General features: G+C 55.8%; 12 protein-coding genes. 6 read left to right on the forward strand and 6 right to left on the reverse strand.

From position 1 onward, the window contains the following. Positions 1-43 precede the first annotated feature (43 nt). The 3 genes from phnE to phnC form a co-directional block, all read right to left on the reverse strand. A complete protein-coding gene (gene phnE / locus HYQ67_RS16665) occupies positions 44-826 on the reverse strand; it encodes a phosphonate ABC transporter, permease protein PhnE (protein ID WP_202305336.1) in 783 nt (260 codons plus the stop codon). 93 nt (positions 827-919) lie between these two features. After that, positions 920-1,936 (reverse strand): phosphonate ABC transporter substrate-binding protein, encoded by a 1,017-nt coding sequence (phnD, locus tag HYQ67_RS16670; RefSeq protein WP_202305338.1) that lies wholly within the window; start codon positions 1,934-1,936, stop codon positions 920-922. 27 nt (positions 1,937-1,963) lie between these two features. Continuing rightward, a complete protein-coding gene (gene phnC / locus HYQ67_RS16675) occupies positions 1,964-2,746 on the reverse strand; it encodes a phosphonate ABC transporter ATP-binding protein (protein WP_202305339.1) in 783 nt (260 codons plus the stop codon). Positions 2,747-2,945: 199 nt separating this feature from the next. Here phnC and HYQ67_RS16680 point away from each other — a divergent pair, with 199 nt between their 5' ends. Further along, the gene (locus tag HYQ67_RS16680) at positions 2,946-4,160 is read left to right on the forward strand and encodes a T6SS phospholipase effector Tle1-like catalytic domain-containing protein (protein ID WP_202305340.1); all 1,215 of its coding nucleotides are present in this window, start codon (positions 2,946-2,948) and stop codon (positions 4,158-4,160) included. A gap of 108 nt (positions 4,161-4,268) precedes the next feature. Here HYQ67_RS16680 and yjdN read toward each other — a convergent pair whose 3' ends face one another. The 3 genes from yjdN to HYQ67_RS16695 form a co-directional block, all read right to left on the reverse strand. Further along, on the reverse strand, positions 4,269-4,709 hold the full coding sequence (yjdN, locus tag HYQ67_RS16685; RefSeq protein WP_202305341.1) for a VOC family metalloprotein YjdN: 441 nt from the start codon (positions 4,707-4,709) through the stop codon (positions 4,269-4,271). Between the two features lie 170 nt (positions 4,710-4,879). Then, positions 4,880-5,215: a zinc ribbon domain-containing protein YjdM gene (locus HYQ67_RS16690; protein WP_202305342.1), complete on the reverse strand. Its 336-nt coding sequence runs from the start codon at positions 5,213-5,215 to the stop codon at positions 4,880-4,882. 257 nt (positions 5,216-5,472) lie between these two features. Beyond that, positions 5,473-6,693, reverse strand: a complete 1,221-nt coding sequence (locus HYQ67_RS16695; RefSeq protein WP_202305343.1) for an amino acid deaminase — start codon at positions 6,691-6,693, stop codon at positions 5,473-5,475. A 202-nt stretch (positions 6,694-6,895) separates the two neighbouring features. On the opposite strand from HYQ67_RS16695, the gene HYQ67_RS16700 reads away from it, so the two are divergent. The 5 genes from HYQ67_RS16700 to HYQ67_RS16720 all read left to right on the forward strand — a co-directional run bounded on the left by HYQ67_RS16700 (position 6,896) and on the right by HYQ67_RS16720 (position 11,877). After that, the gene (locus HYQ67_RS16700; protein WP_202305344.1) at positions 6,896-8,326 is read left to right on the forward strand and encodes an N-acyl-D-amino-acid deacylase family protein; all 1,431 of its coding nucleotides are present in this window, start codon (positions 6,896-6,898) and stop codon (positions 8,324-8,326) included. A 71-nt stretch (positions 8,327-8,397) separates the two neighbouring features. Continuing rightward, positions 8,398-8,793, forward strand: coding sequence for a RidA family protein (locus HYQ67_RS16705; protein WP_202305345.1), 396 nt, complete (start codon positions 8,398-8,400; stop codon positions 8,791-8,793). 150 nt (positions 8,794-8,943) lie between these two features. Then, complete coding sequence (locus HYQ67_RS16710; RefSeq protein ID WP_202305347.1) at positions 8,944-10,434, forward strand: sodium:solute symporter family protein; 1,491 nt, start codon at positions 8,944-8,946, stop codon at positions 10,432-10,434. Next, positions 10,431-11,288 (forward strand): 2-dehydro-3-deoxygalactonokinase, encoded by an 858-nt coding sequence (locus HYQ67_RS16715; protein WP_202305349.1) that lies wholly within the window; start codon positions 10,431-10,433, stop codon positions 11,286-11,288. The genes HYQ67_RS16710 and HYQ67_RS16715 overlap by 4 nt, the downstream gene beginning before the upstream one ends. Next, complete coding sequence (locus HYQ67_RS16720) at positions 11,275-11,877, forward strand: 2-dehydro-3-deoxy-6-phosphogalactonate aldolase (protein WP_202305350.1); 603 nt, start codon at positions 11,275-11,277, stop codon at positions 11,875-11,877. Before HYQ67_RS16715 ends, HYQ67_RS16720 begins: the two co-directional genes overlap by 14 nt. The last annotated feature ends 58 nt before the right edge of the window (positions 11,878-11,935 follow it).

The following is an 11,935-nucleotide window of genomic DNA, read 5'->3' on the forward strand; positions in this document are numbered from 1 at the left end:
CTACAGCTATCCGTTTTCGTCATCCACGGCATCCTTCGTCCCCTCAAATGAAATGCTTACGCAGACGCTGGGACATGAAATCCAGCAGGCTGACGGTGATGATGATGACGATCATCAGCGCGCAGGTTTGCTGGAACTGGAAGCCGCGAATCGCCTCCCAAAGCGTCACGCCGATGCCGCCCGCGCCCACCATGCCGACCACGGTTGCCGAACGGACGTTCGACTCGAAGCGGTAGAGGGAGTAGGAGATCAGCAGCGGCATCACCTGGGGCAGCACGCCGTAAAGAATCTCTTCAATCTTGTTCGCCCCGGTGGCGCGAATGCCTTCAACCGGGCCAGGCTCGATAGCTTCAACGGCTTCAGAAAGTAATTTGGAGAGCACGCCGGTGGTGTGGATAAACAAGGCCAGCACGCCAGCGAACGGCCCCAGACCCACGGCGACCACGAACAGCATCGCAAAGACCATTTCGTTGATGGCGCGGCAGGCGTCCATCAGGCGGCGCATCGGCTGGTAAACCCACCAGGGCACAAGGTTGTCGGCGCACATCAGGCCGCAGGGAATCGAGAGCACGATGGAAAGAGCGGTGCCCCAGACGGCGATTTGCAGAGTGATACCCATTTCTTCCAGGTAGACGCGCCAGTCGCTGAAGTCAGGCGGGAAAAAGTCGGCGGCGAAGGTCGCCATATTGCCCGCGTCGCGGAACAGGTTGAGCGGCGCCATTTCCGCGCCCTGCCAGGAGACGGCGAGCACCGCCAGCAAAATTCCCCAGCTCAGCAGCGAAAACCAGCTGCGCTTCGGGGCAGCGATTTGGATAGTTTGTTGCATGGTGACTCCGTAAAAGTGTCGCTTTTTGTCGGATGACGCTGACGCTTATCCGATCTACAGCGGGTGGATAAGCGCTGCGTCATCGACCAAAAATCACTGCACCGCTTTATTCACGCCGGTCATCGCCGTTAAAGCCGCGGTCAGGCGGTCAAGATCGTTGAGCTGGTTTTGCAGCTCGCTGACCTTGCTGACCTTCTCTTTGTCGTCCAGGCCCTTGTTGTCCTTCACGCCCTGCATCTGCTTGAACAGCGCCAGTTGGCGAATCGGCACCAGCTGCAGGTCGCTTGAGGCGCGGAACGGCGCCCAGCCCAGGCGGCTCAGCACGTCTTTCTCTTCCGGGGTTTTGCCGTAGCTCATAAAGAAGTCGTAGAGCTTGTCCTTCGTCGCTTCGGAGAGGTTTTTGCGCCAGACGATAGGGTCGCCCGGGATCAGCGGCGACTTCCAGATCACCTTCAGCGCTTTGAGCTTGTCCGGCGCAGAGGTCTTCAGCTTGTCGAGGTTTTCGGTGTTGTTGGTCGCCACGTCCACCTGCCCGTTGGCGACGGCCAGCGCGTTGGTTTCATGACTGGCGTTCACCGAGCGCTTGAAGTCGTTCACGGTGACGTTATTTTTCGCGAAGACGTAGTAGCCGGGGACGAGGTAGCCAGAAGTGGAGTTTGGATCGCCGTTGCCGAAGGTCAGATCTTTGCGTTTGGCCAGCAGATCCTGAAGATTGTTGATCGGGCTGTCTTTGTTGACGATCAGCACGCTCCAGTAGCCCGGCGATCCGTCTGCTGCAACGGTTTGCGCGAAGACCTGGCCGTTTGCCCTGTCCACCGCTTCCATGGCGGAGAGGTTGCCGTACCAGGCGATATCCACTTTGTTAAAGCGCATGCCCTGGATGATCCCCGCGTAGTCCGGCGCGAAGAAAGCGTTCACCTTCATCCCTAGTTTCGCTGACATATCCTTCAGGAACGGCTCCCACTGCGGTTTGAGGTTTTGCTGGGATTCGGTGGAGATAATGCCGAAGTTAATCGATTTTTCCTGTTCATCCGCATGGGCCGGGGCAAACAGGGTGCTGACGCTCAGCAGGCTGGTAAAAGCGAGGGCGGCAACTTTTTTGTAGCTCATGACCATTCCTTAAGGTAGATGAAAATATCAGGCAGCCACCGCGTCAACGCGGGCGATGCTGCGGTAGAGATTCCCCAGTCGTTCGCTGTCGAACGCCGAGCTGCTTCCGTCGTAAAACACGTGCCCCTGGCGCAGCGCGACAATCCGTTCGCAATAGCGCAGGGCGTAATCCACCTGATGCAGCGTCACCACCACGGTAATGCCGTCCAGGCGGTTAATGTCGTGCAGGGTTTCCATGACGATGCGGGCGGATTCCGGGTCAAGAGAGGCGATGGGCTCATCGGCGAGGATGACTTTTGCCTGCTGCATCAGCGCGCGGGCTATTGCCACTCGCTGCTGCTGACCACCGGACAGGGTGGAGACTCGCTGATAAGCCAGCTGCGCCATGCCGACGCGGGTCAGCGCCTGCAAAGCTCGTTGCTTTTGTTCCCGGGTGAATAATTTCAGGCAGGTGCGCCAGAAGGGAGTGGAACCCAGCGCGCCAATCAGCACGTTTTCCAGCACCGTCAGGCGGTTAACGAGGTTGAACTGCTGGAAGATGTAGCCGGTGTGGGCGCGGCTTTTGCGGATATCGCTCGCCAGGCGACCCGCTTTCTGCACGGTGCGGCCAAGCAGTTCGACGTGGCATTCTGCGGTTCTGTCAGACGTTATCAGCCCGCTCAGGTGGCGTAACAGCGTTGATTTACCCGAGCCGGATGGCCCCAGCAGCGCAACCATCTCACCTTCGCGAACCTGCAAATCCACCGCGTTCAGCGCCTGGTGGTGGTTGAAGGTTTTGCTCAGTTTGTTGACGCGAATAATTGTTTGCATCGGGCGGCCTCCATAAAAGTTGCCTCATGGTGCCGATGAAATGTGACGTTTCTGTTAAGTATTGGTTTCTAAAAGATGAAGAGTGAAGAACATGACGGGGGATAACGAGAAGTCATCAGCCTAATCAGCTATTTGTCGTATTGCGAGACGCGGGGTTTTTGCCTTTTCTTAAAGGATTCCTTCTGGGCGAGGAACATACATGGGCAAAAATATAATTTTTTGTGCCGACGGCACATGGAACCCACCCGGCGTTGATGAGCTTCCCGACGATGAGCCGGTAGTCAGCAATGTCTATCAGCTGTTCGTTGATATGAAAGGGGTGGGGGATAAGCAGAGCCTGTTACTGGCTAATGAACAAGAGAAATTCTGGCTGGACGGCAGCGGGCAGGTGGCACAGGTCGCAAAGTACATTCATGGCGTGGGGGACCCACACAACAGCTTTGTAAAGCTGCTCGGCGGTACATTTGGCGCCAGTATTATTACGCCTGTCATTCGCGGTTATACCTTTCTGAGCCGCCACTGGGAGCCAGGGGATCGGATCTATCTGGTCGGCTTTAGCCGCGGTGCTTACACCGCCCGCGCTCTGGCGAATTTAATCATCGATCGTGGGTTGCTCAGCAGGGGCAAACTGCATCTTGATGAGCGTCATAAAGAAGAAGCCTGGCGGATGGCGGCCTCCGTCTGGGCGCTGCATCGGGCGCATACCTCTGGGGTTAACAGTAATTTGCTCGGCGCGGTGCTGCGGGATTTTCCGGCGTTTTTTTGTGACAGCGTCGACCCGCTCTGCATGACGTCAAGCGTACCGGTGGAAGCCGTGGCGGTATGGGAAACGGTGGGCCATCTGGGGATACCCAAATATTACCATGACAAACGGATGGACGTTTTTCGCTTTACGGACAACGTGCTGCACGCCCGCGTTAAGTATGGATTGCAGGCGATTGCCATCGACGAACAGCGCGTTGATTTTGCTCCCGCCGTCTGGGACAACCGCGATCGGATAGTGCAGGTGCTGTTCCCCGGCATTCATCATGATGTAGGCGGCGGCTATAACTGCTGTGAAGACGAGTGTGGATTATCGAACGGGGCTTACCTGTGGATGCACGACGCGCTGGATGATTTGGGAATGCATCTCGCGTCCAGCGAAGTGATTGCCGATCCGCTGGGACGTTTGCACTGCGAATGGTATCCACCGACGACCTGGCAGCGGATCACCCCGCGGCGCCTGCCCGCGCCCCTTTCATCCTCAATGATGATCCACCACTCGGCGGTGGATCGTCTGAAGGCTGAGCATCCCGTACCGTATCAGTCGGCACAGGCAGGAGAGTGGCTTAACGGCGGCTATGCACCTCCCGCACTGCAAAGCTTTTTCCTGTATCCCGGTGAGGTGCCGCGGGAATGGGCGATATCACGCTGAAATAGCGAGAATCTATTTTTTATAACGAAGGGAAGATAAATAAGCCGTCAAAAATTATTGAAATAAGGCTTGTCGCAGCAAGCCTTATTTATCGGATAGGCAATGGATTTACATCGGTTTTTCGACATTCACCATCCAGGGAATGCCGTATTTATCCGTTAGCATGCCAAATCCTTTTGCCCAGAAGGTTTCTCCCCACGGCATGGTAACGTCACCGCCCGCCGCCAGATTATTAAACCAGCGCTCTCCTTCCGCGAGATCTTTTGACGAAAGGCTGAGGGAATATCCCGTGTGTTTGACTTTATCAGCACACATATTCCCGTCGCTCATCATGACTTCGCCATCACCAATACGTACATTGGCATGCATGATTTTATCGTCGGGCCAGTTAAAGCCGCTGCCGCAGCCTTCTGGCTCTGCGGTATCGCCATCTTTCGGCATTTCGCCGAAGGTCATTTTAAAAAGCAGTTCGGCACCAATCGCCTGCTGATAGAACGCGATGGCTTCCTCGCAGGTACCGTCGAAAAAGATGTAGGGGCTGACAGACATAAGCCTTTCCTCTGTTGGGAACCGGGGCCTATGAAGTGTAGTTGTCGGGAGAGGGGCAAGCCAGGCGGGGTGGTGAATTACATAGGGTGGTTAAGCGAAGCGCCATCCACCAAAATAAACTTTAAGGTGGATGGCACGTGTGCTTATCCACCCTACAAAATTGATAACCTTTAGTTTTTCTTCACAAATTCGGATTTCAGCTTCATCGGGCCAAAACCATCAATTTTGCAGTCGATGTTATGGTCGCCTTCCACCAGGCGGATGCCCTTCACTTTGGTGCCGATTTTCAGCATCGAAGAGCTGCCTTTTACTTTGAGATCTTTGACGACGGTGACGTTATCACCGTCGGCAAGCAGGTTGCCGTTAGCGTCTTTCACGATAAGTTCGTCCGCATCCTGCGCAGGTGATGCGTCGTTCCATTCATGCGCACATTCCGGGCAAACATACATACCATTATCTTCATAGGTGTATTCGGAATTGCATTGTGGGCAATGAGGGAGCTGCATATTAGTAACCTCGAACATGAGTAATTTGGGAAAATGACAGAAAATCAGCGGCTTCACCAGAAATCGCGGTGAACCCCGAAAAAAGTGCGTGGATTATACATCAAATCCCTACAGTTGCAGGGATTAATCGGCCAGACAAAGAGGGAGAAGAGCGCTGCAGTTGGTAGAGAACTACGCTGGGTAGCGCATTGCTTATCCTGCCTACGGATAGGGGGCTGTAGGGCGGATAAGCGTAGCGTCATCCGCCGCAATCTACATCAGAATGCTGTCTCTAAGATCTCCAGCACGTTGTACTCTTCGTCTGCCAGCAGCAGCGCTTTCCATTTATCAAACGTCAGGCATGGGTGGGAGGTGCTGAACACCAGAATATCGCCCACCTGCACGTCCGCACCTGGCTTCAGATGCAGCATGGCATGCTGGTCCATAATGCCGGTGGTTTCGATAGATTCTGCGGCCAGCTCAAGCTGCTTACCCTGGCGGTAGTGGGCGACAGGCTGGGGCAGGCCTGCATCAAAGGCGCTGTCACGTTTGCCGAAGTTCACAATTGCCCGGTCGTTCTCCGGCACCGACTGCACCATGGCAACCAGCTCCAGTGCGGAAACCAGATCCCCACCTAAATCGCAGGCGACCTTGTCGCGTGCCATCAGCTCGTCCTGCGCTTGCTGATAAATACCGCCGTCGTGGGTGATGTAGCAGCCCGGACGGATGACCACGCGGCAGCTGGCGGGTTTTTTCTCCTCCAGCCAGACGTTACAGACCACGTCATACCAGACCGAACCCGCCCCAGTAAGCACAAACTCACCTTCAACATAGCGTTCCAGCTGGCAGGCCAGCGCGGCGGCGTCGCGCAGCAGCGCTTCAACTTTCGGCTGCGGGTTTTCACCGTGCAGCACGCCTTCGTATAACTCCAGCCCGCGCAGGCGTAACCCTGGCAAGGTCGAAATGGTTTCCGCCAGCGCCAGCGCCTGTTCCGCCGTGCGGCAGCCGCAGCGTCCGCCAGGCACGCCCAGCTCAATCAAAATATCAAGCTGTTGATTCTGAGCGGCGAAGAAGGCAGAGAGAGATTTTGCGTTAGCCACGCTGTCCACACAGCAAAGATAATCTACATCCTGATACTCGTTCTTCAGTTTTGAAACCAGCTGCATATTCGCCTTGCCGACGAGCTGATTCACCATCAGCACGCGCTTGATACCAGCGACCATCGCTATGCTTGCCTGCCACGCGCTGCCTACACCAACCGCCCAGGCTCCCGCCTTTTGCTGCTGCTGAAAGATCCACGGCGTCATGGTGGTTTTTCCGTGTGGCGCCAGGGAAACGCCGCGCGCGTCCGCATAGCGCTGCATCCACTGGATATTGTTCTCCAGCGCGGCTTTTTTGATGATCGCCGCAGGCAGGCAAACGTCCTCTTGCAGAATGTTGGCAGGGGTAAACATCGGGGCAGATTTGTGCGGAACGAGGTTACTGGCCTGGTATTTCATAACATTATTCCTTTGCGATTATCTTTTCTTTCAGAATGGGTATCGTTTTTAACTTATTGAAAATAGATGATATATTTTAATTGTTGCAAATATGATGAATAAAAGTATCAGAAAATCGTATGCGTTTTGCGTAGTCTTCCACTGTTTTTCCTGCTTGTAAATGGTTAACTTTAGTCCAGAAGATAACGGGGGTATAGAACACATGAAGTTCGACTATCTGTTCAGGAACGTCACGGTAATCGACGGCAGCGGCGGCCCGGAATACCGCGCCGACGTCGCGATTAAAGACGACACCATCGCCGAAATTGCCCCGGCAATCGGCGGCCAGGCGCTGCATGAAATTGACGGCACGGGCCGCGTGCTGGCGCCCGGTTTTATCGATGTCCACACCCACGACGACATCAACGTGATCCGTATACCGGAGTACCTGCCGAAGATCAGCCAGGGCATTACGACAGTGATTGTTGGCAACTGCGGCATCAGCGCCGCGACGGCGACCATGAAAGGCAGTGTGCCAGATCCGATGAATCTTCTCGGTGACGTGACCCAGTTTATTTACCCTACGGTTGCTGAGTATGCACACGCCGTTGAGCAGGCTCGCCCGGCGATTAACGTAGGTACGCTGGTCGGCCATACCGCTTTGCGTAATAACCATATGGACGATCTGTTCCGCACCGCCACCGAAGATGAAATCAGTGGGATGCGCAAACAGCTTCGCCTGGCGCTGGAGCAGGGCGCTTTGGGACTCAGTACCGGGCTGGCCTACGCTTCGGCCTTCCAGTCTTCCACTGAAGAGGTGATGGCGCTGGCGGAAGAGCTGGCGGCGCAGAAGGGCATTTACACCACCCACCTGCGCTCTGAGTTTGAACCGATTCTGGACGCGCTGGATGAGGCATTCCGCATTGGCCGCCACGGCAAAGTGCCGGTGGTAGTTTCGCACCATAAGTGCGCCGGGGCGAAGAACTGGGGCCGCACCGTGGAAACGCTGAAGCTGTTCGATAAGGTACGTGAGCAGCAGGATGTTTCCTGCGACTGCTACCCGTACTCCGCCAGCTCTTCGACGCTGGATATCAAACAAATCACCGACGAGTTCGAGATCGTCATTACCTGGTCGGAGCCGCACCCGGAAATCGCCGGGCAGTCGCTGAAGCAGATTGCCGAAAGCTGGTCGATGACGCTGCTGGAGGCGGGCAAGCTGTTAATGCCGGCCGGGGCGATTTACTACAACATGGACGAGCAGGATGTTAGGCGCGTGCTGAGCTATCCGGTAACGATGGTCGGCTCAGACGGCTTGCCGAATGACCCAATGCCGCATCCGCGTTTATGGGGAGCATTTCCACGCGTGCTGGGGCATTACAGCCGCGACGAGAAACTGTTCCCGCTTACCGTGGCGGTGCATAAGATGACAGGAATGTCCGCAGCCCGGTTCCAGCTCCCAAAACGCGGACTGGTGAAATGCGGCTACTTCGCCGATCTGGTAATGTTCGACCCACAAACGGTGCGCGATGTAGCAAGTTTCAGCGATCCGCAGCAGCCAGCGGCGGGCATCGAGGCGGTTATGGTCAACGGCGTGATGAGCTATGGCCAGGATAAACAGGTTATCGGGCGTGCCGGAAGGTTTTTACGCCGTTAAACATTTATCCACGAATTTGACATGTAGGGTGGATAAGCGCAGCGCCATCCACCATCAGGAAAGGAGCAACAATGAGCATTAAACGTTACGGAGTAGGCGGCAGCACCGGGACTGGCGGACAGAAACTGCCCTTCGCGAAAGCGGTAGAAGCGGGTGGCTGGCTGTACGTCTCAGGGCAAACGCCGATGAAAGACGGTGAGGTCGTGGAAGGCGGCATTATCGAGCAGTCCCGCCTGGCGATTCAGAACTGCGTGGACATCATGGAAAGCGCCGGTTATACCCTGGCGGACGTGGTGCACGTCAAAGTGTTCCTGACCGACTCCCGCTACTTCCAGTCGTTTAACAAAGTGTTCAGCGAATTCTTCGCCGACCATCCGCCAGCCCGCGTGTGCTGCGTGGCCGACCTGGTGGTGGACTGCAAAGTAGAAGTGGATTTGACCTGTTATAACGCCGATCGCGCAAAATAAAATGCACCACGGCGGATAACGCTTACGCTTATCCGCCCTATAAATCATTAAATAATAATATTCGGTATGTTTCTCAATATGCCAACGGGTTTCCTGTAGGTTTTTTTCAGGCGGCTAATTTCACCTTTATTATTAATCTGGAAGTGAGTTATGAATAGCAATGTATTTTTAATCGGATTCATTATTTATGCTCTCGCCATGATTTGGCTTGGCTGGTTTGTTTCGCGGAACCAAAAAAGCGGTGAGGATTTCCTGCTCGGCGGTCGTTCCCTGCCAATGTTTTTAACTCTGGGTTCAACAGTCGCCACCATGGTCGGCACTGGCTCCAGTATGGGGGCCGTTGGTTTTGGTTACAGCAATGGTTGGGCAGGCATGCTGTATGGCCTTGGGGGCGCAGTCGGGATCTTATTGGTCGCCTGGTGGTTTGCACCGATCAGAAAATTGCGCTTTATGACCATGAGTGAAGAGTTGTCTTATTATACCGGCGGTAGCCATATTGTTAAAAATATTGTCGGGCTGCTGATTTTCATCGCCTCAATTGGCTGGCTTGGCGCGCATATTCTTGGCGGGAGTTTATATTTATCATGGGCTACCGGTCTTGATTTAACCCTGGCGAAAATTGTTATTGCGCTAGCTTTCGCTATTTATGTGGTTATTGGTGGTTATTCTGCTGTGGTGTGGACTGATACTATTCAGGCGCTGATTTTATTCTTCGGTTTTATCCTGATGGCTATCCTTGCGGTAGTCCACGTTGGCGGATGGGATGCCATCCAGCACGCGATGGACCCGAAAGCATTGAGTTTCCTCGCGGTCGATAAACTGGGTGCTATCCCTGCTTTGTCTCTGGCCACGGTTATCGGTGTTGGCGTACTGGCAACGCCGTCCTATCGCCAGCGGATCTATTCCGGAAAAGATGTTTCGTCGGTTCGCCGTTCGTTTGTCTATACCGGTGTCCTGTACCTGTTCTTCTCTATTCTGCCTGCCATTATCGGCATGGCGGCCTACACCATGAACCCGTCGCTGGAAAATACTAATTACGCTTTCCTGTTTGCGACGAGCTTCCTGCCGAGCGTGCTGGGGATGATCGTGTTGATTGCCGGTCTTTCGGCGACCATGTCTTCGGCCAGTTCTGATGCGATTGCCGCTGTGGCCATCATGATGCGCGATCTGTACACGATGGTGACAGGCCGAATGCCTGCGGAAAACCGGGCCATCACGCTCTCCCGCTGGATGCTGGTCGTGGTGATCGGCCTGGCGCTGATTTTCGCCCTGACATCTAATGACATCATCAGCTATATCACCAAAATGATCTCCACGCTGATGTCTGGTCTGTTTGTCTGCTCCATTCTTGGGCGCTTCTGGAATCGCTTTAACTGGCAGGGCGCGATAACGGCGCTGCTTGCAGGCGCGGTGGTGTCCATTGCCGTGCTGGTGAATGACAGCTGGATGGCATTCTGGGGCAACCCTTGTATCCCTTCCGTCCTGGCGAGCCTGTTTGGCGCGATACTGGTGACGGTCATCACGCCTGCCAGTAAAGTCAGCCGCGAAGAGGCGCTGGAGATGATTACTCGCGAACGTGAAAGCCAGCCGGAAGCCGTACCGGTGCCGCTGGGCAAACGCGCAACGGGGAACGCACGATGAGCGACAGCTATATCGCTATCGACTGGGGGTCAACGCACCTGCGCGCCTGGCTGTATCGCCGCGGGCAGTGCGTGGAGAGTCTGCAGCTGCCGTATGGCGTAAGCCGTCTGGCAGAGCAAACCGCCCGTGACGTCTTCGATAAGCACATTGCGCCGTGGCGTGAGCAGGAAGCGATCCCGGTGGTGATGGCCGGGATGATTGGCAGCGATGCTGGCTGGCAGCCGGTGCCGTATCTGGCCTGCCCGGTTTCGCTGCACGAACTGAGCGCCCGGCTTTTTGATGTGGCTGAAAATGTGTGGATTGTGCCGGGGGTCAAAACCGAGCGAAACGTGATGCGCGGCGAAGAGACTCAGCTGCTGGGGGCGATGCAGCTGTCGCCCGCAGGCTGTTACGTCATGCCCGGTACGCACAGCAAATGGGTGCAGGTTGCGGGCGGCGCGGTAAACGGGTTTGAGACTGCGATGACCGGCGAGCTGCACTACATCCTGATGAACCACTCTCTGATTGGTAAAGGGCTACCGGAACAGCAGGATGACAGCGCGGCGTTTGCGGACGGTGTGAGCAGCGGGCTGGAATCGCCCGCGCTTATCAACAAACTCTTTACCGCAAGGGCGGCCCGGGTGCTGGGCGACCTGCCGCCCGAGTCGGTCAGCGAGTGGCTGTCTGGCCTGCTTATCGGGGCCGAAGTAGCCACTTTGCGCGACGACATTCGTCAGGTCACGCTGGTCGGGGGAGCGTCGCTTTGCCGCCGTTACCGCACGGCATTAAGCCAGTCCGCCATTGAGGTCAGCGAAATAGCGGGCGATACCGCTTTCCAGCAAGGGATAAGGAGCATTTTAAATGCAAGACGCTAAAGCACTGGTCGCGATCCTGCGCGGCATTCAGCCTCATGAGGCCAGCGAGCACGTAGGCGCGCTGATGGAAGAAGGGTTTCGCTATATTGAGATCCCGCTTAACTCACCGGAGTGGATGAAAAGCATTCCAGAGATGGTGGCGAAATACGGCGAAAATGCTGTGATTGGTGCGGGAACCGTACTGAAAGTTGAACAGGTGGATTTTCTGGCGGAGGCCGGGGCAAAGCTGGTGGTGACGCCGAACACTAATCCGGCGGTGATCCGCCGTGCGGCTGATGCGGGAATGCTGGTTTGCGCCGGCTGCGCCACGGCAACCGAAGCCTTTTCCGCGCTGGATGCGGGCGCGCAGTGGCTGAAAATCTTCCCCTCTGCCGCTTTTGGTCCGGCTTATATTGCGGCGCTGAAAGCCGTATTGCCGCCGGAAATACCGGTGCTGGCGGTTGGCGGCGTGACGCCGGAAAACCTGGGCGAGTATTTAAAAGCAGGCTGCGCCGGGGCCGGGCTTGGCAGCGATTTGTATTGCGCCGGGCAGGGCGTTGAGGTGACGCGGGCGCAGGCCAGAAGGTTTATGGCGGCATTTTTAGCATGATTTTGCCGGATGACGCTGCGCTTATCCGGCCTACAGACCCGTAATGGGGTGAGGGTAA

The organism is Dryocola clanedunensis subsp. sulfonylureivorans (assembly GCF_016756775.1).
In the GTDB taxonomy this organism is placed as follows: domain Bacteria; phylum Pseudomonadota; class Gammaproteobacteria; order Enterobacterales; family Enterobacteriaceae; genus Dryocola; species Dryocola clanedunensis.